Annotated in this window: 33 protein-coding genes; 32 read left to right on the top strand and 1 reads right to left on the bottom strand. The window is 66.0% G+C overall.

The annotated features are described in order from the left end of the window. The 19 genes from rpsS (at position 1) to map (ending at position 9,320) form a co-directional block, all read left to right on the top strand. Positions 1 to 279 carry a 30S ribosomal protein S19 gene (gene rpsS, locus WD184_10205; protein MEX0827106.1) on the top strand — a complete coding sequence of 93 codons (279 nt, stop codon included), beginning with the start codon at positions 1 to 3 and terminating at the stop codon, positions 277 to 279. Further along, a complete protein-coding gene (gene rplV, locus WD184_10200) occupies positions 276 to 626 on the top strand; it encodes a 50S ribosomal protein L22 (GenBank protein ID MEX0827105.1) in 351 nt (116 codons plus the stop codon). Before rpsS ends, rplV begins: the two co-directional genes overlap by 4 nt. Continuing rightward, positions 626 to 1,660: a 30S ribosomal protein S3 gene (gene rpsC, locus WD184_10195; protein MEX0827104.1), complete on the top strand. Its 1,035-nt coding sequence runs from the start codon at positions 626 to 628 to the stop codon at positions 1,658 to 1,660. The genes rplV and rpsC overlap by 1 nt, the downstream gene beginning before the upstream one ends. 3 nt (positions 1,661 to 1,663) lie before the next feature. Then, entirely contained in the window at positions 1,664 to 2,077 is a 414-nt protein-coding gene (rplP, locus tag WD184_10190) for a 50S ribosomal protein L16 (GenBank protein MEX0827103.1), read from the top strand. After that, positions 2,074 to 2,298, top strand: coding sequence for a 50S ribosomal protein L29 (gene rpmC / locus WD184_10185; protein ID MEX0827102.1), 225 nt, complete (start codon positions 2,074 to 2,076; stop codon positions 2,296 to 2,298). The genes rplP and rpmC overlap by 4 nt, the downstream gene beginning before the upstream one ends. Then, on the top strand, positions 2,291 to 2,548 hold the full coding sequence (rpsQ, locus tag WD184_10180; GenBank protein ID MEX0827101.1) for a 30S ribosomal protein S17: 258 nt from the start codon (positions 2,291 to 2,293) through the stop codon (positions 2,546 to 2,548). The genes rpmC and rpsQ overlap by 8 nt, the downstream gene beginning before the upstream one ends. After that, the gene (gene rplN / locus WD184_10175; GenBank protein ID MEX0827100.1) at positions 2,545 to 2,913 is read left to right on the top strand and encodes a 50S ribosomal protein L14; all 369 of its coding nucleotides are present in this window, start codon (positions 2,545 to 2,547) and stop codon (positions 2,911 to 2,913) included. The genes rpsQ and rplN overlap by 4 nt, the downstream gene beginning before the upstream one ends. Then, complete coding sequence (gene rplX, locus WD184_10170) at positions 2,913 to 3,218, top strand: 50S ribosomal protein L24 (GenBank protein ID MEX0827099.1); 306 nt, start codon at positions 2,913 to 2,915, stop codon at positions 3,216 to 3,218. Before rplN ends, rplX begins: the two co-directional genes overlap by 1 nt. Beyond that, complete coding sequence (gene rplE, locus WD184_10165) at positions 3,215 to 3,781, top strand: 50S ribosomal protein L5 (GenBank protein ID MEX0827098.1); 567 nt, start codon at positions 3,215 to 3,217, stop codon at positions 3,779 to 3,781. Before rplX ends, rplE begins: the two co-directional genes overlap by 4 nt. Before the next feature lie 2 nt (positions 3,782 to 3,783). Then, positions 3,784 to 3,969, top strand: coding sequence for a type Z 30S ribosomal protein S14 (locus WD184_10160; GenBank protein ID MEX0827097.1), 186 nt, complete (start codon positions 3,784 to 3,786; stop codon positions 3,967 to 3,969). Between the two features lie 3 nt (positions 3,970 to 3,972). After that, positions 3,973 to 4,368, top strand: coding sequence for a 30S ribosomal protein S8 (rpsH, locus tag WD184_10155; GenBank protein MEX0827096.1), 396 nt, complete (start codon positions 3,973 to 3,975; stop codon positions 4,366 to 4,368). Continuing rightward, on the top strand, positions 4,368 to 4,913 hold the full coding sequence (rplF, locus tag WD184_10150; protein MEX0827095.1) for a 50S ribosomal protein L6: 546 nt from the start codon (positions 4,368 to 4,370) through the stop codon (positions 4,911 to 4,913). The genes rpsH and rplF overlap by 1 nt, the downstream gene beginning before the upstream one ends. Then, complete coding sequence (gene rplR, locus WD184_10145) at positions 4,910 to 5,263, top strand: 50S ribosomal protein L18 (protein MEX0827094.1); 354 nt, start codon at positions 4,910 to 4,912, stop codon at positions 5,261 to 5,263. Before rplF ends, rplR begins: the two co-directional genes overlap by 4 nt. Further along, a complete protein-coding gene (gene rpsE / locus WD184_10140; protein MEX0827093.1) occupies positions 5,260 to 5,853 on the top strand; it encodes a 30S ribosomal protein S5 in 594 nt (197 codons plus the stop codon). The genes rplR and rpsE overlap by 4 nt, the downstream gene beginning before the upstream one ends. A gap of 11 nt (positions 5,854 to 5,864) precedes the next feature. Next, positions 5,865 to 6,053, top strand: coding sequence for a 50S ribosomal protein L30 (rpmD, locus tag WD184_10135; GenBank protein MEX0827092.1), 189 nt, complete (start codon positions 5,865 to 5,867; stop codon positions 6,051 to 6,053). Further along, complete coding sequence (gene rplO / locus WD184_10130) at positions 6,050 to 6,487, top strand: 50S ribosomal protein L15 (protein MEX0827091.1); 438 nt, start codon at positions 6,050 to 6,052, stop codon at positions 6,485 to 6,487. The genes rpmD and rplO overlap by 4 nt, the downstream gene beginning before the upstream one ends. A 108-nt stretch (positions 6,488 to 6,595) precedes the next feature. Then, complete coding sequence (gene secY, locus WD184_10125) at positions 6,596 to 7,894, top strand: preprotein translocase subunit SecY (GenBank protein MEX0827090.1); 1,299 nt, start codon at positions 6,596 to 6,598, stop codon at positions 7,892 to 7,894. Positions 7,895 to 8,025: 131 nt separating this feature from the next. Next, positions 8,026 to 8,577: an adenylate kinase gene (locus WD184_10120; GenBank protein ID MEX0827089.1), complete on the top strand. Its 552-nt coding sequence runs from the start codon at positions 8,026 to 8,028 to the stop codon at positions 8,575 to 8,577. Then, on the top strand, positions 8,574 to 9,320 hold the full coding sequence (gene map / locus WD184_10115) for a type I methionyl aminopeptidase (GenBank protein ID MEX0827088.1): 747 nt from the start codon (positions 8,574 to 8,576) through the stop codon (positions 9,318 to 9,320). Before WD184_10120 ends, map begins: the two co-directional genes overlap by 4 nt. On the opposite strand, the gene WD184_10110 is transcribed toward map, so the two are convergent. Next, complete coding sequence (locus WD184_10110; GenBank protein MEX0827087.1) at positions 9,317 to 10,957, bottom strand: hypothetical protein; 1,641 nt, start codon at positions 10,955 to 10,957, stop codon at positions 9,317 to 9,319. The two genes, map and WD184_10110, sit on opposite strands and share 4 nt — an antisense overlap. A 323-nt stretch (positions 10,958 to 11,280) precedes the next feature. On the opposite strand from WD184_10110, the gene WD184_10105 reads away from it, so the two are divergent. The 13 genes from WD184_10105 (at position 11,281) to WD184_10045 (ending at position 21,449) form a co-directional block, all read left to right on the top strand. After that, the gene (locus WD184_10105) at positions 11,281 to 11,460 is read left to right on the top strand and encodes a hypothetical protein (protein MEX0827086.1); all 180 of its coding nucleotides are present in this window, start codon (positions 11,281 to 11,283) and stop codon (positions 11,458 to 11,460) included. A gap of 119 nt (positions 11,461 to 11,579) precedes the next feature. Continuing rightward, the gene (locus WD184_10100; GenBank protein MEX0827085.1) at positions 11,580 to 12,275 is read left to right on the top strand and encodes a metal-dependent transcriptional regulator; all 696 of its coding nucleotides are present in this window, start codon (positions 11,580 to 11,582) and stop codon (positions 12,273 to 12,275) included. A 240-nt stretch (positions 12,276 to 12,515) separates the two neighbouring features. Further along, positions 12,516 to 12,629, top strand: coding sequence for a 50S ribosomal protein L36 (rpmJ, locus tag WD184_10095; protein MEX0827084.1), 114 nt, complete (start codon positions 12,516 to 12,518; stop codon positions 12,627 to 12,629). Between the two features lie 5 nt (positions 12,630 to 12,634). Continuing rightward, positions 12,635 to 13,012: a 30S ribosomal protein S13 gene (rpsM, locus tag WD184_10090; protein ID MEX0827083.1), complete on the top strand. Its 378-nt coding sequence runs from the start codon at positions 12,635 to 12,637 to the stop codon at positions 13,010 to 13,012. A gap of 20 nt (positions 13,013 to 13,032) precedes the next feature. Next, entirely contained in the window at positions 13,033 to 13,422 is a 390-nt protein-coding gene (gene rpsK, locus WD184_10085) for a 30S ribosomal protein S11 (GenBank protein ID MEX0827082.1), read from the top strand. After that, on the top strand, positions 13,422 to 14,048 hold the full coding sequence (gene rpsD, locus WD184_10080; GenBank protein ID MEX0827081.1) for a 30S ribosomal protein S4: 627 nt from the start codon (positions 13,422 to 13,424) through the stop codon (positions 14,046 to 14,048). Before rpsK ends, rpsD begins: the two co-directional genes overlap by 1 nt. Before the next feature lie 12 nt (positions 14,049 to 14,060). Beyond that, on the top strand, positions 14,061 to 15,011 hold the full coding sequence (locus tag WD184_10075; protein ID MEX0827080.1) for a DNA-directed RNA polymerase subunit alpha: 951 nt from the start codon (positions 14,061 to 14,063) through the stop codon (positions 15,009 to 15,011). Beyond that, complete coding sequence (rplQ, locus tag WD184_10070; protein ID MEX0827079.1) at positions 15,011 to 15,361, top strand: 50S ribosomal protein L17; 351 nt, start codon at positions 15,011 to 15,013, stop codon at positions 15,359 to 15,361. Before WD184_10075 ends, rplQ begins: the two co-directional genes overlap by 1 nt. Before the next feature lie 74 nt (positions 15,362 to 15,435). Continuing rightward, on the top strand, positions 15,436 to 15,930 hold the full coding sequence (locus tag WD184_10065; protein MEX0827078.1) for a hypothetical protein: 495 nt from the start codon (positions 15,436 to 15,438) through the stop codon (positions 15,928 to 15,930). An 82-nt stretch (positions 15,931 to 16,012) separates the two neighbouring features. After that, positions 16,013 to 18,262 (top strand): chloride channel protein, encoded by a 2,250-nt coding sequence (locus WD184_10060; GenBank protein ID MEX0827077.1) that lies wholly within the window; start codon positions 16,013 to 16,015, stop codon positions 18,260 to 18,262. Positions 18,263 to 18,383: 121 nt separating this feature from the next. Then, on the top strand, positions 18,384 to 19,190 hold the full coding sequence (locus tag WD184_10055) for an LLM class F420-dependent oxidoreductase (protein ID MEX0827076.1): 807 nt from the start codon (positions 18,384 to 18,386) through the stop codon (positions 19,188 to 19,190). 120 nt (positions 19,191 to 19,310) lie between these two features. Further along, positions 19,311 to 19,850 carry an NUDIX hydrolase gene (locus WD184_10050; protein MEX0827075.1) on the top strand — a complete coding sequence of 180 codons (540 nt, stop codon included), beginning with the start codon at positions 19,311 to 19,313 and terminating at the stop codon, positions 19,848 to 19,850. Positions 19,851 to 20,036: 186 nt separating this feature from the next. Further along, positions 20,037 to 21,449 carry a lysine 2,3-aminomutase gene (locus WD184_10045; protein MEX0827074.1) on the top strand — a complete coding sequence of 471 codons (1,413 nt, stop codon included), beginning with the start codon at positions 20,037 to 20,039 and terminating at the stop codon, positions 21,447 to 21,449. The last annotated feature ends 9 nt before the right edge of the window (positions 21,450 to 21,458 follow it).

Raw genomic sequence — 21,458 nt, 5'->3', positions numbered from 1 at the left:
ATGGCACGGAGCCTGAAGAAGGGTCCCTTTGTGGATCAGCACCTCGTCGCCAAGGTCGAGCGTGCCGCCAAGAGCGGGGACAAGCGCGTCATTCGCACCTGGAGCCGTCGGTCCACGATCATTCCCGAGATGGTCGGCCAGACGCTGGCCGTCCACGACGGGCGCAAGCACGTGCCGGTGTACATCACCGAGTCGATGGTGGGGCACAAACTCGGCGAGTTTGCCCCCACCCGTACCTTCCGCGGCCACGCGGGTGCCCGTGCAGCGAGGAAGCAATGAACGTGCAAGCCCGCGCCTCGTACATCCGGCAGTCACCCTTCAAGGTCCGGCAAGTGCTCGACATCGTCCGTGGCTTGCCGGTGGAGGAGGCCCGCCAGGTGCTCGACTTCACCAACCGCCGCGCCGCCGATCCGGTTCGGAAGGTTCTCGAGTCGGCCATCGCCAACGCCTTCCACAACCATGCCCTCGACGCAGCCGAACTCCGCGTCGTCGAGGCCTTCGCCGATGAGGGGCCGACCCTCAAGCGCATCAAGGCACGCGCCCGCGGCCGCGCCACCCAGATCTTGAAGCGGACCAGCCACATCACGATCGTGGTTGGCGACCAGAGAAACGCAGAGGAGTCCTAATGGGCCAGAAGATCCACCCGTACGGGCTCCGCCTCGGCATCGTCACCGACTGGAAGTCGCGCTGGTACAGCGAGAAGGACTACGCATCGCAGGTGCTCGAGGATGCCCGGATCCGCAAGCTGCTCTCCGACGAGATGCAGCGTGGTGCGGTGTCGCGCGTCGAGATCGAGCGGATCGGCGACAAGAAGGTTCAGATCGACATCCACACCGCCCGCCCCGGCGTGGTGATCGGCCGCAGCGGCACCGAAGTGGACCGTCTCCGTACCATGCTCGAGAGCCTCACCAAGCGCGAGATCAAGATCAACGTGATCGAGGTGCAGGATCCTGAGACAGATGCGCAGCTCTTGGCGCGTGGTATCGCCGACCAACTCCAGGGCAGGGTGTCTTTCCGCCGGGCGATGAAGCGTGCCGTCCAGACGGCGATGAAGGCGGGCGCCCAGGGCGTAAGGGTGCAGGCCTCCGGCCGCCTCGGCGGCTCCGACATGGGTCGCCGTGAGTGGTACCGCGAGGGTCGGGTTCCGCTGCAGACCCTCCGCGCCGACGTCGACTTCGGCCTCGCCACAGCCGCCACCACCGTCGGCTCCATCGGAATCAAGGTTTGGGTCTACAAGGGCGACGTCGTGCCGTCGCTGTCGGCGACGCGCGAGAAGATCGCCGCCGAGGCCGCGCTGGCCACCGGAGGACCGGCTTCGCGCCGTGCCCCGGCTAAGGCGCGGGCCGAGCAGGCAGCCGGCGAGCGCCCCCGCGGGCTCATCGAGGCCGGTGGCGGCAAGCGCCTGGTCGAGGCCGGTGGCGGCAAGCGCCTGGTCGAGGCCGGTGGCGGCCGTCGGCCCGAGCCTGGGCCCACCCGTCGCGTCGACGCCGAATCCGCCCTCTCCGATCTCGAGGAGGAGCGTGAGACCGCCGGGGAGACGCTCGACGTGTCCGACGAAGACATCGTGCTCGAAGAGAAGAACGTCGCCGCGGCCGCCACGGAGGCCGAGACCGCCGCCGAGACCGCCGACTCCGCCGTTGCTGAAGAGGAGCAGGAGTAGCCCATGTTGATGCCCAAGCGCTCCAAGTGGCGCAAGGAACAGCGGGGCCACATGCGTGGTGCCGCCAAGGGTGGTACCCAGGTCTACTTTGGCGACTACGGCCTCCAGGCGCTCGAGCCGGGGTGGATCACCTCGCGCCAGATCGAGTCCGCCCGAGTCGCCATGACTCGCTACATCAAGCGTGGCGGCAAGGTCTGGATCAACATCTTCCCGCACAAGCCGGTGACCCAGAAGCCGGCCGAGACCCGCATGGGATCCGGCAAGGGCAACCCCGAGTTCTGGGTGGCCGTGGTGCGCCCCGGCCGGGTGATGTTCGAACTGGCCGGCGTGCCGGAGGACCTGGCGCGCGAGGCCATGCGTCTCGCCGGTCACAAGCTGCCGATCCGCACCAAGTTCGTGAAGAGGGAGGAGCAGTGAAGCCCGCCGACCTGCGCGACCTCCCCTACGACGAGCTCAAGGGAAAGCTCGACGCAGCCAAGGAAGAGCTCTTCAACCTCCGTTTCCAGGTGGCCACCAACCAGCTGGACAACACCGCCCGACTGCGGACGATTCGTCGCGAGGCCGCCCGCATCGCCACGATCATGCGCGAGCAGGAGATCGAGGCCTACTACGAGATCAAGGAGCAGGGCGATGACTGATCGCGCCACCCGCAAGATTCGGACGGGGATCGTCATCTCCGACGGCCGGGACAAGACCGTGACCGTGGAGATCGCCGATTCGACCCGTCACGTGATGTATCAGAAGACCGTTCGCTCCTCGAAGCGCCTCCATGCCCATGACGAGGCGAATGAGGCTCGGGTCGGCGACACGGTGAAGGTGATGGAGACGCGTCCGCTGTCGAAGACGAAGCGGTGGCGTGTCATCGAGATCGTGGAGAGGGCGAGATGATCGGCCAGGAATCGCGCCTCAAGGTGGCCGACAACACGGGTGCCCGTGAAGTCCTCTGCATTCGCGTGCTGGGCGGCTCCGGCCGTCGCTACGCAGGAATCGGCGACGTCATCGTTGCCACCGTCAAAGACGCCATCCCCGGCGGCACGGTCAAGCGCGGTGAAGTGGTCCAGGCCGTAGTGGTCCGCACCCACAAGGAGCGACGCCGCGCCGATGGCACCTACATCCGCTTCGACGACAACGCATGTGTGATCCTCAACGAGCAGCAGCAGCCCCGCGGTACCCGCATCTTTGGGCCGGTTGGCCGTGAGTTGCGCGACAAGAAGTTCATGCGGATCGTCTCTCTCGCCCCGGAGGTGATCTGATGGAGATCCGCAAGGACGACCGCGTCGTCGTCGTGTCCGGCAAGGACAAGGGCAAGGAGTCGCGTGTCTCCCAAGTGTTCCCGTCTACGGGCAAGATCATCGTCGAGGGCGTGGCCACCGCAAAGCGCCACAGCAAGCCCAAAGGCCAGACCATGCAGGGCGGCATCGTCGACAAGGACATGCCGATCGATGCGTCCAACGTGATGATCCTTTGCCCGACCGATGGGCCTACCCGGATCGCCCATCGCCTCGACGCCGATGGTCACAAGCGGCGCGTCTGCGCCAAGTGCGGGGGTGACCTGTGACCCCCCGTCTCAAGCAGATCTACGCCGACACCCTCGCCGCCCAGGTGAAGGAAGAGCTCGGCATCGCCAACCCGATGGAAATTCCCCGCCTGACCAAGATCGTGGTGAACATGGGCCTGGGTGAGGCCATCAACGACAAGGGGATCATCGACGCCGCAGTCGAGGACCTTGCCGCCATCACCGGGCAGAAGCCGAAGGTCAATAAGGCCCGCAAGTCGGTGGCCAACTTCAAGCTTCGCGAGGGCATGCCCATTGGTGCCTCGGTGACCATGCGGGGCGATCGGATGTGGGAGTTCTTCGATCGGCTGATCGCGGTGGCCATCCCCCGCATCCGTGACTTCCGGGGCCTCAATCCCCGATCGTTCGACGGTCGGGGCAACTACACGTTCGGGGTCACCGAGCAGCTGATCTTTCCTGAGATCGATTTCGACAAAGTGAACAAGGTGCGCGGCATGGACATCACCATCTGCACGACGGCAAGGGACGACGAGGGCGCCCAGGCGCTGCTCGAGGCCTTTGGATTCCCGTTCCGGCGCCCCCAGACCCAGCAGGCAGGTGCATAAGAATGGCCAAGAAGTCACAAGTCGTCAGGGCGAACCGGAAGCCGAAGTTCAAGTCCCGCGCCTACAACCGGTGCGGGCGTTGCGGCCGGCCCCGGGCGTTCCTCCGCAAGTTCGGAATGTGCCGCCTATGCGTCCGCCAGTTGGCGCACCGTGGCGAGCTCCCCGGCGTGAGAAAGGCTTCGTGGTAACCCATGATGACCGACCCCGTCGCCGACATGCTGACCCGCATTCGTAACGCCAACATGGCGCTTCACGAACGCGTCACCATGCCCTCGTCGCAGCTCAAAGAGGAGATTGCCAAGATCCTCGTGGCCGAGGGCTACATCGATGGTTACGAGGTGCGGGCCGCCGGCGTTCACAAGACGCTCGACATCAAGCTCCGCTACACATCGGATCGGGCCCGGGTGCTCGAGGGCGTGCGCCGCATCTCCAAGCCGGGCCGCCGGATCTATTCGGGTGCCGACACCCTGCCCCGCGTCAACGGGGGCCTCGGGGTCGCCGTCGTCTCCACCTCCCAGGGGCTGCTTCCCGACCGTGAAGCGCGCCGCCGTCGCCTCGGCGGCGAGATCGTCTGCGAGGTGTGGTGATGAGTCGCATCGGTCTGTCCCCGGTGACCGTGCCATCCGGAGTGGATGTGTCCGTCGCCGGATCCGAGATCACGGTGAAGGGGTCGAAGGGCACCTTGCGTCGCATCTTCAGCGACCGGGTCGCTTTCGAGGTCGCCGAGGGCGTGGTCACCGTGGCCCGCAAGGACGATGAGCGTGAGTCCAAGGCCCTCCACGGCCTGAGCCGGGCTCTCCTCAACAACATGGTGGTCGGGGTGTCGACCGGTTTCCAGAAGGATTTGCTCACGGTGGGCGTCGGCTACCGGGCGAGTCTCCAGGGGAACACCCTCGAACTCCTGGTCGGCTTCTCGCATCCGGTGAAGATCACCGCCCCCGACGGCATCGAGTTCGAGGTGCCCGAGCCGACTCGCGTCATCGTGCGGGGTATCGACAAGGAATTGGTGGGCCAGGTGGCCGCCGACATCCGTGGGGTCCGTCCGCCCGAGCCCTATAAGGGCAAGGGAATCCGGTACTCCGACGAGGTCGTGCGGCGCAAGGCCGGCAAGTCCGGGGCGACGGCGCGATGAGAGGTTCACGTGCCGACGCCCGCCGCCGCCGCCACTATCGTGTCCGGCGTCGTATCCATGGCACGGCCAACCGGCCGCGCCTCGCGGTGTACCGGAGCAACCGGTACGTCTATGTGCAGATCATCGATGACGAGGTGGGCCGCACGCTGGCCAGCGCCTCGTCGCAGGAGCCGGGCCTGCGCGACCGCAAGCTGACTGTTGAGACGGCGGCTGAGGTCGGCAAGCTCATCGGTTCACGGGCGAAAGACGCCGGCATCAAGTCGGTGCTGTTCGACCGGGGCGGGTTCCTCTACCACGGCCGCATCAAGGCGCTGGCCGACGCGGCGCGCGAGGAGGGTTTGGAGTTTTGACCACGCGTAGAGACAACAGAGGCGGAGGCCGGGATTCCCGCGGTTCCGAGGCGTCGCAGTTCGACGAGCGGGTCATCCACATCAACCGCGTGGCCAAGGTCGTCGGCGGTGGCCGTCGGTTCTCATTCACCGCGCTCGTCACCGTCGGCGACGGCAACGGCAAAGTGGGCATCGGTTACGGCAAGGCCAAGGAAGTCCCGACCGCGATCGAAAAGGGCATCCAGGTGGCTCGCAAGGCGATGAAGCCCGTGCCCATGGCAGGGACGACGATCATCCACACCGTGATCGGCACCCAGGGCGCCTCCCGGGTTCTCATCAAGCCGGCCGCTCCAGGAACCGGGGTCATCGCCGGTGGGGCGGTGCGTCAGATCCTCGAGGCTGCGGGCATCCGCGACGTCCTTGCCAAGAGCCTCGGTTCGCCCACCCACGTGAACGTGGCCAAGGCGACGATGGACGCCCTCATGTCGCAGCATCGTCCCGACCGCGTCGCCAAGCGTCGCGGGAAGACCCCCGAAGAGATCACGCCTCCGGCCCTGCTCGCCGCGTATCGGTCCACCGAGCTCGGCCGGGCTGCGAAGCCCGGTTCCTGATCGGAGACATCATGGCCAAGAACGCAAGTCTGAAGATCACCCTGACCCGCAGCACCATCGGCGAGAAGCCGAAGACCCGTGCCGCGGTGCGCACCCTTGGCCTGCGCAAGATCAACCAGGTCACCGAGCGCCCCGACAGCGCCAGCGTCCGGGGCCTGATCGCCCAGGTCGCCCATCTCGTGGAGGTCGAAGAGGCATGAAGCTCCATCACCTGAAGCCGTCCCCCGGCTCGAAGACGGCGCGCACCCGGGTGGGCCGCGGCGAAGGCGGCCACGGTGGCAAGACCGCCGGCCGCGGCACCAAGGGCACCAAGGCTCGCAACAAGGTGCCCGCCTGGTTCGAGGGTGGGCAGATGCCGATCTATCGGCGCCTTCCCAAGCTCAAGGGCTTCAAGAACCGCAACAAGGTCGACTACGCCGTCGTCAACGTGGAGCGCCTCAATGGCTTCGCCAAGGGTTCCACCGTCGGCCCCGACGAGATGCGTGGGGCGGGGCTCGTCAAGAAGCGCGGCATGGTCAAGGTGCTCGGCCAGGGCGCCCTCGACCGCAATCTGACGGTGCGGGCGCACGCTTTCAGCGTCGGTGCAGTAGAACGGATCGAAACCGCCGGCGGCACGGTGGAAGTTATCGAGTAGTCGCCAGTCACCAGTCGCCAGTCACCAGCAAGAGCGAACTGGAGACTGGGGGACGGGGAGACCTGTCCCGGATAGAGTCGTTCAGAACCACAAGGACCCATCAAGCCCATGCTCTCCGTTTTCAGAAACATGTTCCGGATTCGGGACCTCCGGAAGAAGATCTTCTTCACGCTGGGGATCTTTGCGGTCTATCGCCTGGGGGCCGCCATCCCGGTACCCGGGGTCGATCTGGACCGGGTCCAGGAGTTCGCCGACCAGGCCGAGGCTGGCGGCATCGTCGGTCTGCTCAACCTCTTCTCCGGTGGCGCCCTCGAGGTCTTCTCGGTGTTCTCGCTGGGGATCATGCCCTACATCACCGCGTCGATCATCATGCAGCTCCTCGCGGTCGTCATCCCTCGCCTGCAAACGCTGCAGGAAGAGGGTGAGACCGGACGCAAGGTCATCACCCAGTGGACTCGGTACGTGACGATCGTGCTGGCGCTTCTCCAGTCGACCGGCCTCACCTTCCTGTTCCACAACGGTGTGCTGACCGGGGGCATCGACCTGGTGCCCAACTACACCCCGGGACGGGTGCTCATCATCGTGATCACCCTGACTGCCGGGACGGCGTTCATCATGTGGCTGGGGGAGCAGATCAGCCAGCGCGGCGTCGGCAACGGCATGTCGCTGATCATCTTCGTGAGCATCGTTAGCCAGATCCCGGCGCAGTTCGCGGTGTTGGCCACGTCGACCGGGGGTTACGCCAACATCAAGTACTGGGCCGTCGTAGCGATGTTCCTGCTGATGACGGCGGGCATCATCTTCGTCGACCAGGGCCAGCGGCGGATCCCGATCCAGTTCTCCAAGCGGGTCAGGGGGCGGCGGATGCTGGGTGGCCAGAGCACCTACATCCCCCTGAAAGTCAACACCGCCGGGGTGATCCCGGTGATCTTCGCCTCGAGCGTGCTCTACTTTCCCGCCCTGGTCGCATCGTCGATCCCCGCCTCCGGCTTCTTCGGGCCGGTCCGCAGGTTCATCGACAACAACCTGGTGAGCGGCCAGTCGTGGTGGTACGTGGTCCTTTTCGGGCTGCTGATCGTGTTCTTCACCTACTTCTACACGGCCATTCAGTTCGACCCGGCGCGCCAGTCCGACATGATCCAGCGTCAGGGCGGGTTCATCCCCGGCATCCGCCCTGGCTCACAGACGACCAGGTACCTCGAGCACATCCTCAGCCGGATCACCCTGCCGGGTTCGTTGTTCCTGGCCAGCGTGGCGGTGCTGCCCTCGATCGTGGCGATCCTCTTCGGCCTCAACCTGGGGTTCTCAGGCATCTCGATCCTGATCGTCGTCGGCGTCGCCCTCGAGACGATGAAACAGATCGAAAGCCAGCTGATGATGAGGAATTACGAGGGGTTCCTGACGTGAGGCCTTCGGCCTCACGCAGCCTCCAGCCTCCAGCCTCCAGCCTCCAGCAAGAGGGTGGCCGTGCCGGTTTGCGCATTGCGCATTGCGCATTGCGGGCAAGCGGGTGCGAGTACTCGCAGAAGGTCGGATAGATGGGCCGGAACCTCCTCATCCTTGGCCCCCCCGGGGCCGGCAAGGGCACCCAGGCCGAGGTGCTGTGTCGGGCTCTGGGGATCCCTCATGTGTCGACCGGCGCCATGTTGCGCGAGCACGTCGACGGGGGAACCGAGCTCGGGGTGCTCGCCAAAGAGATCATGGACTCCGGTGAGTTGGTGTCGGACGAGATCGTGGTGGCGATGGTCGCCGACCGGCTCTCCCGTGACGATGCGGCCTGTGGCTGGCTGCTCGATGGCTTCCCCCGCAACCCCGCTCAGGCGGCCGCCCTCGACAGCATCCTCGGCGACCGGACGGTCGACACCGTGTTGGTGATCGACGCCCCGGAAGACGAGATCGTGGCGCGAATGCTGGCGCGGGGCAGAAGCGACGATACGGCGAAGGTGACCCGAACCCGGCTGGCGGTCTACCGCGAGCAGACTGCGCCGCTGCTCGACCTCTACGAGCGTCGCGGAGTGGTGCGGTATGTCGACGGGGTCGGTGAGATCGCTGAGGTGCTCTGCCGCATCGTCGAGGTTCTCGCCGAATGATCACGATCAAGAAGCCGGAGGACTTCGCCCGCATGCGGCGAGCCGGCAGAGTGGTCGCCCGGATCCACGAGGCGTTGCGCGAGGCGGCGGCGCCCGGGGTGTCCCTGATCGAACTCGACCGGATCGCCGCCACGATCATCGCCGACGGTGGGTGCACCCCGAACTTTCTCAACTATCACGGGTTCCCGGCGAACACCTGCTTGTCGGTGAACGAGGAGATCGTCCACGGCATCCCCTCGGAGCGCACGCTCAAGGACGGCGACATCCTGTCGGTGGACGCCGGGGCCATCTTCGAGGGCTGGCATGCCGATGCCGCCATCACCTTCCCGATCGGTGAGATCGCCGACGAGGCTGCCCAACTGATCGAAGTCACCGAGAGGGCGATGTGGGTGGCCATCGAGATGTCGACCGCCGGCACCCGGCTGGGGGACATCGGCGTTGCGATCTCCGAAGTCGCTGAGAAGCACGGCTACGGGGTGGTTCGCAGCCACACCGGGCACGGGATCGGCCTGCAGATGCATGAGGATCCCCAGGTTCTCAACTACGGCCATCCGGGCAAGGGATTGCGGCTGCGTGAAGGCATGGGGATCTGCATCGAGCCGATGTTCAATCTCGGGACGGGCGAAACCAGGACACTGGATGACGGGTGGACGGTGGTCACCGCCGACGGAGCCCTGTCGGCCCATTGGGAACACACGGTGGCGATCACCGCCGAAGGCCCCGAGGTGCTGACCCTCCTCTAGAGGCGAGCGCCCCCTGGGGGATCATCGTCGTTGTCCTGTGGGAATGCCGACGACGTGCGACGGGCAATGAGTGTGCCCGTGATGCCGGCGGCGAGAACCAGAACCAGGCCGAAGAAGATCCAGGGCCGCGGCGAGGAGTCGTCGCTGCCTTCCCCCGCGGCTACCGGGGTGGCACTGAGGGGGGTCGTCGTTGCGGGTGGGACCGTCGACGCTGTCGCGGGCGCCGGCCCGATTTCTTGTATTGGCGGCGTCGAGCCGACCGGCAGGATCGCGACGGGTCCGTGTACCGGACTGCTGAACACGGTCAGGTGCTCGATCACTCCGGTGTTGAGATCGACGCGATCCAGGTGCCCTTCCCAGACTCCGTAGAGAACGTCGCCGTCGGCAACCGTCCGGAAAGCCGGCCAATCGTCGATCTCGGCGATCGATTCGAGTGTTGTGGCATCGAGAACGGTGACCCGCGCCCCGTCCGTCTCATCGCTGTAGTGGTGGAGCAGAAGCCGGCCTCCGTCGAGCCATTGGAGGGCACTGATCTCCGTCTCCTCGAAGGTGCGCCGACGCAACTCGGTGCCCTCGGTGTTGTAGAGGACGAGGTTCGACGTTGAGGTCCCACCGCCCTCGGGGTACCTGATATCCAGGACGGCGACAGTCCCGCCGGTGGGACTCTCAGAGGCGGCGATGATGCCTGCGTAATTGGAGTCGCCGCGATCGATGTGGTGCACCAGAAACGGCCCCGCTGCCTCGTCGGCGACCAGCCAAACATCGGCTCCTTGTTCATCCTCGTCCTGGAGGACAACGACGGTTGGGCCTAGGTCGCCGTTGGCGTACGGGACCTCGAATAGGGGAATTGGGTTGGGCACCGCTTCATACACGCGTGCCAGGGAGCGATTTCCCGTCCATTCGTCGCCAAGTAGAAGAATGCTCGAGGCGTCCTCAGTCCGACACTCGACATCGGTGAGGCCGATCTCGTCCGAGAAGCCGTGCAAATCGACCGTGGAGACCACTTCGAGGGTTTTGAGGTCGCGCACGTCCAGACGCCAGGACCACTCTTCCACGATGAGGCGGCCCCCCGGACACGGTCTGAAGGCCCGGGGGCGATCGAGGTAGCCATACTCATTGCCGTCGGGCGTCTTGCCAATTGGGACGAGAAGTCCACCGTCGGCGTCGAGCACGAGATGAGTGCTCGTAGCAAAGGGGCCGGCGACGAGAAGGTGGGGCGGCCCCACGCCGTCGAACGTCATCGGCTCGGTCGCCCGAACTAACACATCAGGGTCCACCGTCAGGCAGAGCCCGCCGGTCGGAGTGCCGTCCTCGATTCTGAGGAACGACGCCATGCGACGGCCGGGCAGAAACTCATATCCACAAGCAGAGCCCTGGGAATGTGCCCGGACCTCGACAATGGGGCCCAGGTCGCCCTTCACCCACTGCTCGACCTGGAAGGTGTACATCGCTTCGAAGCCGCCCGAGTCTGTCTTCGTGATGAATGTCCCGACGAACGCGGCCGGAAACTCAGCAAGGCCCTGCACCGGATCGATCCGAAGGCACGAGCACGCCCAGGCCGGTGGGGCGAAGGCGAGCATTCCCAACACGAGTAGCCACGAGGCAAGGCCCGAGAGGGCAGCACGGCGATACCGCATATGCGTTGAGACGATACCGAATCGCTCGACGGTTCCCCGAAACCGGCTCACGCGCCCTCATCCGGCGCGTGCCTCATGCCAAACCTTCGGGCGGGCGTGCTTACCTCAGACGCTTCGGCGTGCTGCAACCATCGGGCCACCCCAGGCAGCGACTCGTGGAGTACTGGCGGCGCGGCCATGCTCTGCGCCTCACCGGGTGCGCGTGACGCATCTCGAGCGGCGAAATAGCCCATTGGGGAACGGAAGTGCGTCGCCCTCGACTGGGTTTCGGACCGCCTTCGCCGGGGTAACTCGACGAACCGCAAGTGCGAAAGGAACCCAATATGTCAGATCGTCATCACGACACCGTGGTCGTCGAATCGTCCAGTAGTGGTGTGGTCGTCGTCCTCGCAGTGATCGTCGTGCTCATCCTGAGCGCGGTGCTGTATTTCACCGTGATCCGCGAGGACTCCAACGGCGGCGACGTGAACGTCACCGTACCCACGGACGAACCCGCTGGGTGACGGCTGGAGTACCAAGTGATCGGTAAGCGCCGCACCAATGCGGCGCTTACCGCGTCTGGGGGGACGAGGCTCAGAGGGCTCGCGACTACCCTGATTGCCTTCCTCCGGGAGACGGCAATATGGCGAAGAGCGAGGCCACGTCGGGCACCGACGTGACCACCGAGAGCGAGGAGATGTACCTCATCACGGTCGCCATGGCCGTCGAAGACGGGCAGCTCGATCCGGTCCCAGTGCCCCATCTCGCCAAGGCGATGGCGGTCTCGAAGGTCGCCGCCAACGAGATGATCAAGAAACTCGAGGCGCGGGGGCTGCTCACCTACACCCCGTACAAGGGCGTTCGCCTCACTCCCGATGGGGATGCTGTCGCCCGGGTGATCCTCCGCCGCCGGCGACTGTGGGCGCTTTTTCTCGCGGAGCATCTCGGCCTCACGCCGAGTGCGGCGGACGCGGTGGCTTGCGAGTTCGAGCATGTCACTCCGGCGGACGTCGCCGGTCGGTTGGCGGAGTTCCTGGGCGATCCGACCGTCGGCCCTTCGGGCAAGCCGATCCCTCGCGATGAGGGCGTCAGCGTGTCCCGTAGCCGTGAGATCGCGGTGTCCGAAATGGCCGTGGGCGATTCGGGGATCGTGATCCGGGGCCCGCACGACGCGGCGATTCGGTCATTCCTCATCGAGGAGGGCCTGGGGGAGGGGGCATTGGTGACCCTGCTGGCGGTGGGCGACGACGGAGGGTGCCTGGTGACGACTCCTCATGGAAGCGTCCATCTCTCGGGCGGCCTGGCAACCTCATTGGTGGTCAATCCGGTCGCTGCCTGAAACCCCCGATTCCGCGGGGTGCCGACCCACTTTCCCGAACTTGTCCTTGTTCTGCGCCCGCGGTACTCTTCCGGTCCGGCCCTTCGGGGCCCCTTTGGTGTGTTTACAGGTACTGGACAGCATTAGTCGATTCAGGACCGCTGACGAGTGAACCGGATCGGTGTCGTTCGTCGGGACCCCCCAAACCCAATCAATGGGTCTGAGCGTGCCCGATGACGCCGCCGCAGGAGAGAAGAGCCCGTGAAGGTACGCCCGAGCGCCAAGAAGATGTGCGAGAAATGTCGCATCATCCGACGCCGGGGGCGGGTCTGGGTGATCTGTCCGAATCCGCGCCACAAGCAGCGGCAGGGGTGAACTAAGTGGCAAGAATCTCCGGCGTCGACCTTCCCCGCGACAAGCGGGTGGTAATCGGGCTGACATACATCTTCGGAGTGGGGCGCACCGCATCGCGGGCAACCTGCGTCGATCTGGGCATCAACCAGGACACCAAGGTCCGCGACCTCACCGATGACGAGGTCTCCAAGATCCGCCAGTACATCGACGCCAATTTCCGGGTCGAGGGCGACCTGCGGCGCGAGGTGGCACAGAACATCAAGCGCAAGGTCGAAATCGGCACCTATCAGGGAGTCCGCCACCGGCGCGGCCTCCCCGTCAGGGGCCAGCGCACGCACACCAATGCTCGTACCCGCAAGGGTCCGCGCAAGGCGATTGCGGGCAAGAAGAAGGTCACGAAGTAGGGCAGTGAGGAGTCGATCTCTTGGCCGATAAGAAGAAGCCGGTACGCCGGCGGGAACGGCGGAACATCCTCCATGGTGAGGCGCACATCACCGCCAGTTTCAACAACACGATCATCAACATCACCGACCTCGAGGGCAACACCATCGTATGGACCTCCGGGGGGACCGTCGGCTTCAAGGGCTCGAGGAAGTCGACGCCGTACGCCGCGCAGGTGGCTGCCGAGCAGGCCGCCCGCCGTGCCGGCGAGTTCGGGATGCGCAAGGTGGACGTGATCGTCCGTGGTTCGGGATCCGGCCGGGACACCGCGGTCCGCACGCTCCAGACCATGGGCATGGAGGTCACCGGGATCAAAGACATCACCCCGATGGCCCACAACGGCGTCCGCCTCAAGAAGCGGCGGGGTAGCTGATGGCACGGTACATCGGACCCGTCTGCCGACTCTGCCGCCGTGAGCGCACCAAGTTGTTCCTCAAGGGGGCGCGTTGCGAGTCGAGCAAGTGCGCCGTCGAGCGCAAGCCGTATCCGCCGGGTGAGCACGGCCGCGGCCGCATCCGTGAGACCCAGTACCTCATCCAGCTGCGCGAGAAGCAGAAGGCCCGCCGCATCTACGGCGTGCTCGAGAAGCAGTTCCGTGGCTACTACCGCGAGGCCGCCCGCCAGAAGGGCATCACCGGCGAGAACCTCCTCCGCATCCTCGAGAGCCGTCTCGACAACGTCGTGTACCGCGCCCGGTTCGCCGAGTCGCGGGCCCAGTCGCGCCAGCTCGTCGCCCACGGCCACTTCAGCGTGAACGGGCGGAGGGTCACCATTCCTTCATACCGGGTGCGCCCCGGCGACGTGGTCACCATTCGGGACCGCAGCAAGCAAATGATTGCTGTCCAGCATGCCATCGATACCTCGGGCTCTCGGAGCCAGGTCGAATGGATGGACGTTGAACCCGATGCGCGCAAGATCACAATCACCAGCCTCCCGAGCCGGGTGCAAATCGACACCCAGGTCCAGGAGCAGCTGATCGTCGAGCTGTACTCGAAGTAAGGGGCCCGAACCGTGTTGATCGTCCAGCGTCCACAGATCGAGGAAGAAGTCGTCGACGACGACCGCTCGCGTTTCATCGTTGAGCCGCTCGAACCAGGTTTCGGCTACACGCTGGGGAACACCCTGCGGCGCACGCTGCTGGCCCGCATCCCGGGTGCGGCCATCACCAGCGTCCGCATCGAGGGGGTGCAGCATGAGTTCGCCACCGTCACCGGGGTAACCGAGGACGTGGTCGACATCATCCTCAACCTCAAGCAGGTGGTCCTCCGCATCGATGTCGACGGGCCTCAGGTGCTCTATCTGACCGCCAAGGGCAAGGGCGAAATCACCGCCGGCGACATCAAGGCCCCGGCCGGGGTGGAGATCGTCAACCCCGACCATCACCTCGCAACGCTCTCGTCGTCGGGCAAGCTCGAGATCGAGATGTCCGCCGAGCGCGGGGTCGGCTACCGCAGCGCCGACAAGAACAATCGCGGCGAAGGGATCGGCGTGATCCCCATCGACTCGATCTTCTCGCCGGTGCGCAAGGTGGCGTACACGGTCGGCAACACCCAGGTGGGGCAGATGACGAACTTCGACAAGCTCATCATCGACATCCACACCGACGGGTCGGCCACCCCCCGCGAGGCGATCTCGTCGGCCGGCAAGACGCTGAACGAGTTGATGGGGCTCTTCGCCGATTTCGGCGAGGGGGTCGGGCTCGAGTTGGGCGATGTGGTGACGGCCGAGTCGAGCTCGCCGGACCTGGACCTTCCGATCGAGGCCCTCGACCTCTCCGAGCGTCCTCGCAACTGCCTGCGCCGCGCCCAGATCCAGACGGTGGGCGAGCTGGTGCTGCGGACCGAGGAAGACCTGCTCAACATCACCAACTTCGGACAGAAGAGCCTCGAAGAAGTGGCGGCCAAGCTCGACGAGCTCGGCTTGTCGCTGGCCTCGGCGCGGGACCAGGAAGTCAGCGCCTGATGCCTCGCCCCAAGAAGGGTCCCCGGCTCGGCGGTGACGCCACCCATCAGAAGCACATCCTGAGCAACCTTGCCAAGGAGCTCATCTGGGATGAGCGGGTCACCACCACCGTCGCCAAGGCAAAGATGCTGCGGCCCTATGCCGAGAAGCTGATCACCAAGGCTCGGACCGGCTCGCTCCATGCCCGCCGCATGGTGCTCGCCGACATCGAGGACACCGAAGTCGTCACTCGCCTATTCGACATGGTCGCCCCCCGGTATGCCGAGCGGCCTGGCGGTTACACCCGGATCGTGCGCCTCGGGCCGCGGCGGGGTGATGGCGCCGAAATGGCAGTCGTCGAGCTCGTCTGAGCCTTCAGCTCGATGGCACTCTGGACCGCTGATCCTCGCGTACGCCTGGGGTCGCCCGTCGCGGGTCGGAGCGCGTGACTTTGATCGATGAGACTCGCACTCTCCCCGCCTCGATGCTGGTCATCGGGGTGCTGATGCTGGGCAGCTTTCTCATCGTCGCCACCTCGATGGTGGCTGCAGTCATCGCCGACGACCGGCCCACACTGCCCGACGTCGAACTTCTCGTCCTGCCGGGCGGCATCGAGGTGGTGGATTCACATTCGACTTGTGACGCCTCGGAGTGCGACGGGTACGGCCTCGTCCTCGATCAACCGGGTGTCCCCGCTGATCAAGTCATCGAAGAAGTCGCCGAAAGTCTGCGCGGCGACGGGTGGACCACCCGGGTGTGTGGCCTGGGTGAGACCTGTTTGCGCAAGGATGGTCTCGGGGTGATGCTCGCGCCCTGGTCGATGATCGACGACACCCTCAACGCCCCCATCCGCGCATCCCTCGAAGAGCAGGGGATCGATCAAGAGAACCTGGTGTACCTGCGGTACCACCGCTGCGGCGATTTGCATCCCTGCCGCTGAGAGAGCCGACCCCCCTCCGTCCATTGTCTGACGCCTACCGGGCTGTCGGGTGCACCCCGGGACCGGGCGTTATCGTCCCCTGATGCTTCGTCGCCTCTGGGGGATGCTCGTCTCGGCTTTGCAACGCAGGGGCGCTGCAGTGTTTCTTGCCCTTTCGGTGGCGGTCGGGGTGATCGTCGGCCTGGCGGCGGCCGGCCTCATCGGGGCGATCGAGGGCATTGCGGAAATCATCGAGTGGGCCGGTGAGTCACTCGATACACCCCAGCTGATCTTTCTCGGAACTGTGCCGCTCGGCCTGTTGCTCGCGTGGGCCATTGCCCGTCGCTTCGCCCCGGAAGTGGCGGGCGATGGCGTGCCCGAGGCGGCGGCTGCTCTGGCGGTGCGGTCCGGCTATCTGCCTACGCGATCTGCCCCTCTCAAGATCCTGACCACCGCCCTCACCGTCGGTAGCGGCGGATCGGCCGGTCGGGAGGGTCCGATCGTCCAGGTGGGAGCATCGATCGGATCTTCGATCGCCCGGCACACTGGCCTCGGAGAAGACCGGGTGCGGAGTCTGGTGGCTGCAGGCGCCGGGGCGGCCATCGGGGCCTCGTTCAACGCACCCATCGCCGGGATGCTGTTTGCGATGGAAGTGATCCTCGGCAACTTTGCCATCCGCCATCTGAATGCAGTGGTGGTGGCCTCGGTGTCGGCCGCGGTGACCACTCGATCGATCGTGGGTGAGGAACTGATCCTCCGCTCGTTCCCCCACCGGGTCCGCGACCCGCGCGAGCTCATCCTGTATGCGCTGCTCGGGGTGCTCGCCGCCCTCGTTGGCTGGCTGTTCCTGCGGGCGATCCATGCCGCGGACTCGGTGGGGAAGCCGAGGCGCGCCTGGGTGGGGCCGGTGGTGCTGGGGCTGCTGGTGGCCGGTATCGGGTTCTTCGAGCCCCGGATCCTCGGTACCGGGCAGGACTACGTGCGGGGTCTGCTCGGCCTCCTCACCACCGACTCGATCGTCTGGTACGCCGTCCTCGGCATCGCCCTCGCCAAGATCGTGGCGACCGCCCTCACACTGGGTTCGGGCGGGTCGGGCGGCGCCTTCATGCCCAGTCTTTTCATCGGTGCGGCACTCGGGGCCGGGTTCACCGACCTCGTCGCCCCGTTCTGGACCGTTTCGACCCTCGAGCCCGGCTCATTCGCTGTGGTCGGGATGGCGGCGACCTTCGCCGCGGTCGCCCGGGCCCCGTTGACCTCGATCCTGATCGTGTTCGAGATCACCCAGGACTACGGCCTGGTCTTGCCCCTGATGCTGGCTGCCTCACTGGCGACCTTCCTCGCCGACCGGGTGCACCGCGACAGCGTCTACTCGATGGCGCTACGGAAGATGGGGATCACCCTCACCAGACGGAGCGAGGTGGATCTTCTCGACACCGTGACGGTGGCGGAGATCGTGGATCGCACCCCTGTCGCCGCGGAGGTTTCCGCGACGACCGCCGAGGTCCAGCGACTGATGGACGAGAACCGCCTCCACGGTGTCCCGGTGGTCGACGGCGGGCGCCTGGTGGGCGTGCTCACAGTCAGCGACATCGTTCGGACTGGTGGCCCGTCCGACTCGGTGACCGCGGCCGACGCCATGACGCCGCGCCCGGTCACGGTCACCCCGGCGACACCGGTGTCGCAGGTACTGGAGCGGATGGCCTCGGTCGGCATCGGACGGATCCCGGTCGTCGCCGACGACGATCCGGGTCGGCTGATTGCGATGTTCCGCCGCGAGGACGCCGTCAAGGCCTATCACATCGCTCTCGGGCAGGAGATCGATCACGACCTGGGCCGTTCCCGCCTCCAGGCGAGGGTGGCCGCCGGCGCCGACTTCCACGAGGTGCGTATCACCCCCGGTTCGGTCGCCGACGGGCGACTTCTCAAGGAATTGCCGGTTCCGGGCGGGGCCACGGTCGTGTCGGTCAGAAGGGGGTTGGAGGTGCTGGTACCCGACGGGAACACCAGGCTGCGGCACGACGACGTCCTCACCGTCTTCGCCCGCCCCGGGGTGGGAGCCCAACTGGACGAGCGTCTCCACGCCGGCGACACCGCCGAGCTCGACATCGTGGTCCCCGACGACGAAGCACGCTTCTTCGACTTGGAGATTCCTCGTGGTTCGACGGCGGCGGGAAGGCCGATACGGGAGGTGGCCGTACCGGCAGGGTGCACGGTGGTGTCGGTGCGACGCCTCGGCGAGGTGATCGTCCCCACCGGCCACACCGTGCTCGAGGCAGGGGACGTGCTCACCGTCTTCGCCCGCTCCGGCCCGCGGAGAGTGTTTGCCGAGCGACTGAAGGTTGGAGCGGGGTGAGCAGCGCCTTGCTTCGCTCGCCCAGCGATTGGCGATTTGGCGATTGGTAAGACAAGAGAAGTACTGACGCGGTTTCGCCTTTCGCCTTTCGCCTTTCGCTCCTCTCCTAGTGTCTGACCTCATGAACTCTCCCTACCCGTACCCCATCCGGCTCGCCCTTCAAGTGCATCCGCAGCAGGCGTCCTATGGGGCGATGCGGGATGCCGCCATCGAAGCTGAGGAGCGCGGGGTGGACATCGTCTTCAACTGGGACCACTTCTACCCCCTTTACGACGATCCCGATGGGGCGCATTTCGAGTGCTGGACCCAGTTGGCGTCCTTCGCCGAGGTGACCAGCCGGGTCGAGATCGGCCCGCTGGTGACCTGCAACTCGTACCGGAATCCGAACCTGCTGGCGGACATGGCCCGCACCGTGGATCACATCTCGGGGGGGCGGGTGATTCTCGGCATCGGTTCCGGGTGGTTCGAGCGCGACTACCTGGAGTTCGGATACGAGTTCGGGACCGCGCCAGGGCGCCTGCGGGCCCTGAAGCGGGACCTGCCGATCATCGAGGAGCGGCTCACAAAGTTGAACCCGCCGCCGCTGCGGGACATGCCGATCATGGTTGGCGGCGGGGGAGAGAAGGTCACCCTTCGGATCACCGCCGAGCATGCGGACATCTGGCACGGCTTCGGTGACGCCGAGACGATCCGCCACAAGAACGAGGTGCTCGACGGTCACTGCCGGGCCGTCAGCCGCGATCCAGCGGAGATCGAGCGCTCGGCAGGCATTCGGATGGCCTCGTGGGACGACCCCTCCGTCGGCGATACCCTGGTGGAAGCCGGGGCCACCTTGCTCACCTTCGGCAAAGGCGGCCCCCTCTACGACCTGGCGTTCCTCGACAGGTGGGTCGCGTGGCGTGATGAGGCCAACGGCGGTGGGGGGTGATCGGGGTCGTTTACCCAGATCGCGCCGGGCCGCCTCTCGCCGCGATGCGCGATGCGCGATGCGCGGCGCGCGATGCGGTTGGTCGCCTTGCGCATTGCGCATTGCGCATTGCATCTTGAGATGGCCGGCCGCGCAGAGCTGATCTCCCTACTTACGGCCTACGACCCCTCTGACCCCGACGAGCAGGCCTACCGGGTGCGCATGCTCGACCTCGCTGCGGTGGCCCACGATCCGTTCCGGCGCACCGAGTACGACCCCGGCCATTTCACTGCCAGCGGGTTCGTGGTGCATCCGGACGGCGACCGGCTGTTGCTGATCCATCACGCCCGGCTGGGGATCTGGGTGCAACCCGGAGGGCATGTGGATCCCGGTGATCCGTCGCTGCTCGAGGCCGCCCGCCGGGAGATCGTCGAGGAGACCGGGATCGCCCGGCTCCATCCGGTCACGGAAAGGCTGGTCGACATCGACATTCATCGCTTCGGGTCATCGGGCGACCAACCGGAGCACCTTCACTTCGACGTGCGGTTCGCCTTTGTCGCCGACGGCGCCGACCTCAATCCCAACACCGAGGTACTCGAAGCCGTATGGGTCACCCGCGAGGAGCTCGCAGGCCTGGGAGTCGACCGATCCGTGATCCGCCCGGCAGGCAAGTTGCTCTGAGCCAGGTCGACGGTCCGACGCGCGGCAGGAGTAGCGGCACTCGAGCGCTGGCCGTTTCTTGCGGGAGGCGGGAGGCGGGACCTTTGAGCGCGGCCCCCCGTCCCGCGCCTACATGTGCGACAATGGCGGTTCAGCACGCTCTCGCCGGGTTCGAACGGACTCGCCGGGTCGAACGACGGAGGTGCCATGACCGAGACCACCAGGTTCAAGGCCATCAATGCCGGGAACATCGATCGGCTGCCCCAATGGCAGGCACTCGATCCCGAGCTGCAGCGAGCGGTGAGGGTCGTAGCGACCGTCCTGCCGTTTCGGACCAACCACTACGTCGTCGATCAACTGATCGACTGGGACAACCTTCCCGCCGATCCCATCTTCCAGCTCACCTTTCCCCAGCGGGGGATGCTGAGTGAGGAAGACTTCGAGACGATGGCCGCGCTGGTCGACTCGGGTGCGGAACGCACCGTTCTGGAGGAGGCCGCGAACTCGATTCGGTCGACCCTCAACCCCCACCCTGCCGGGCAGATGACGCACAATGTCCCCGAGTTCGAGTGTGCCCCGGTCGATGGGATTCAGCACAAGTACCGCGAGACGGTGCTGTTCTTTCCGAACAGGGGGCAGACGTGCCACGCGTATTGCACCTTCTGTTTCCGGTGGGCCCAGTTCGTGGGCCCGAAGGAACTTCGCTTCGGCACCGACGACACCGAACTGGTCGGCTCGTATCTGGCCGCACACCCTGAGGTCACCGACGTGCTGATCACGGGCGGCGACCCGCTCATCATGAAGACCCGGGTATTGCGGCGGTACATCGAGCCTCTCCTGAAGATCGATCACCTCACCAGCATCAGGATCGGGTCGAAGGCGGTGGCGTATTGGCCACAGCGATTCGTGACCGATGACGATGCCGACGACCTCCTCGGTCTCTTCGAGGAGATCGTGGCCGCCGGCAAGCATGTTGCCTTGATGGGGCACTACTCCCACCCGGTGGAACTCGGCACCGACATCGCCCAGGACGCGGCGAGGCGGGTCGTCTCCACCGGCACCAACATCCGGATGCAGAGCCCGGTGCTGCGTCACATCAACGCGGATCCGGAGATCTGGGCCGACTTGTGGCGGCGCGGGATCCAGCTAGGTCTTGTGCCGTATTACATGTTCGTGGTGCGCGACACGGGGGCGCGGGCCTACTTCGAGGTGCCGCTGGCCGAGGCGCAGACGATCTTCCGGCGGGCCTACCGACAGGTCTCAGGCCTCGCCCGGACCGTGCGCGGGCCATCCATGTCGGCGACGCCGGGGAAGATCAGGGTGGCCGGAACCGCCCAGGTGTCGGGGAAGAAGGTGTTCGTGCTCGAGTACCTCCAGGCGAGGGCCCCGGAAAGGGTGGCGGTTCCGTTCTTCGCGGAGTTCGACGAGAACGCCACCTGGTTCGACCAGCTTCGGCCGATCCGGGAGGCCGACCAGTGGTTGTTCGACGACTCGGTGACCCGCCATCACCAGAAGGACGAGGTACCCACTCCGGTCCAGATCATGAGGCGACCCGGTCCCGTCGACTCCCGCCCCGATCGACCGAAGCGCTCGCCGTCGTCGGTGCGAACGGAGAAGTAGCCGGCCGCA

Source organism: Acidimicrobiia bacterium (assembly GCA_040878325.1).
Classification (GTDB): Bacteria; Actinomycetota; Acidimicrobiia; order Spongiisociales; family UBA11373; genus JAUYIV01.
This window is presented reverse-complemented; position numbering and strand designations above follow the sequence as displayed.

What these genes read in the sequence shown, in the direction of transcription:
- rpsS (MEX0827106.1), top strand. Translation starts at nt 1, where the DNA reads ATGGCACGGAGCCTGAAGAAGGGTCCCTTTGTGGATCAGCACCTCGTC.
- rplV (MEX0827105.1), top strand. Translation starts at nt 276, where the DNA reads ATGAACGTGCAAGCCCGCGCCTCGTACATCCGGCAGTCACCCTTCAAG.
- rpsC (MEX0827104.1), top strand. Translation starts at nt 626, where the DNA reads ATGGGCCAGAAGATCCACCCGTACGGGCTCCGCCTCGGCATCGTCACC.
- rplP (MEX0827103.1), top strand. Translation starts at nt 1,664, where the DNA reads ATGTTGATGCCCAAGCGCTCCAAGTGGCGCAAGGAACAGCGGGGCCAC.
- rpsQ (MEX0827101.1), top strand. Translation starts at nt 2,291, where the DNA reads ATGACTGATCGCGCCACCCGCAAGATTCGGACGGGGATCGTCATCTCC.
- rplN (MEX0827100.1), top strand. Translation starts at nt 2,545, where the DNA reads ATGATCGGCCAGGAATCGCGCCTCAAGGTGGCCGACAACACGGGTGCC.
- rplX (MEX0827099.1), top strand. Translation starts at nt 2,913, where the DNA reads ATGGAGATCCGCAAGGACGACCGCGTCGTCGTCGTGTCCGGCAAGGAC.
- WD184_10160 (MEX0827097.1), top strand. Translation starts at nt 3,784, where the DNA reads ATGGCCAAGAAGTCACAAGTCGTCAGGGCGAACCGGAAGCCGAAGTTC.
- rpsH (MEX0827096.1), top strand. Translation starts at nt 3,973, where the DNA reads ATGATGACCGACCCCGTCGCCGACATGCTGACCCGCATTCGTAACGCC.
- rplF (MEX0827095.1), top strand. Translation starts at nt 4,368, where the DNA reads ATGAGTCGCATCGGTCTGTCCCCGGTGACCGTGCCATCCGGAGTGGAT.
- rplR (MEX0827094.1), top strand. Translation starts at nt 4,910, where the DNA reads ATGAGAGGTTCACGTGCCGACGCCCGCCGCCGCCGCCACTATCGTGTC.
- rpmD (MEX0827092.1), top strand. Translation starts at nt 5,865, where the DNA reads ATGGCCAAGAACGCAAGTCTGAAGATCACCCTGACCCGCAGCACCATC.
- rplO (MEX0827091.1), top strand. Translation starts at nt 6,050, where the DNA reads ATGAAGCTCCATCACCTGAAGCCGTCCCCCGGCTCGAAGACGGCGCGC.
- secY (MEX0827090.1), top strand. Translation starts at nt 6,596, where the DNA reads ATGCTCTCCGTTTTCAGAAACATGTTCCGGATTCGGGACCTCCGGAAG.
- WD184_10120 (MEX0827089.1), top strand. Translation starts at nt 8,026, where the DNA reads ATGGGCCGGAACCTCCTCATCCTTGGCCCCCCCGGGGCCGGCAAGGGC.
- map (MEX0827088.1), top strand. Translation starts at nt 8,574, where the DNA reads ATGATCACGATCAAGAAGCCGGAGGACTTCGCCCGCATGCGGCGAGCC.
- WD184_10110 (MEX0827087.1), bottom strand. Translation starts at nt 10,957, where the DNA reads ATGCGGTATCGCCGTGCTGCCCTCTCGGGCCTTGCCTCGTGGCTACTC.
- WD184_10105 (MEX0827086.1), top strand. Translation starts at nt 11,281, where the DNA reads ATGTCAGATCGTCATCACGACACCGTGGTCGTCGAATCGTCCAGTAGT.
- WD184_10100 (MEX0827085.1), top strand. Translation starts at nt 11,580, where the DNA reads ATGGCGAAGAGCGAGGCCACGTCGGGCACCGACGTGACCACCGAGAGC.
- rpsD (MEX0827081.1), top strand. Translation starts at nt 13,422, where the DNA reads ATGGCACGGTACATCGGACCCGTCTGCCGACTCTGCCGCCGTGAGCGC.
- rplQ (MEX0827079.1), top strand. Translation starts at nt 15,011, where the DNA reads ATGCCTCGCCCCAAGAAGGGTCCCCGGCTCGGCGGTGACGCCACCCAT.
- WD184_10060 (MEX0827077.1), top strand. Translation starts at nt 16,013, where the DNA reads ATGCTTCGTCGCCTCTGGGGGATGCTCGTCTCGGCTTTGCAACGCAGG.
- WD184_10055 (MEX0827076.1), top strand. Translation starts at nt 18,384, where the DNA reads ATGAACTCTCCCTACCCGTACCCCATCCGGCTCGCCCTTCAAGTGCAT.
- WD184_10050 (MEX0827075.1), top strand. Translation starts at nt 19,311, where the DNA reads ATGGCCGGCCGCGCAGAGCTGATCTCCCTACTTACGGCCTACGACCCC.
- WD184_10045 (MEX0827074.1), top strand. Translation starts at nt 20,037, where the DNA reads ATGACCGAGACCACCAGGTTCAAGGCCATCAATGCCGGGAACATCGAT.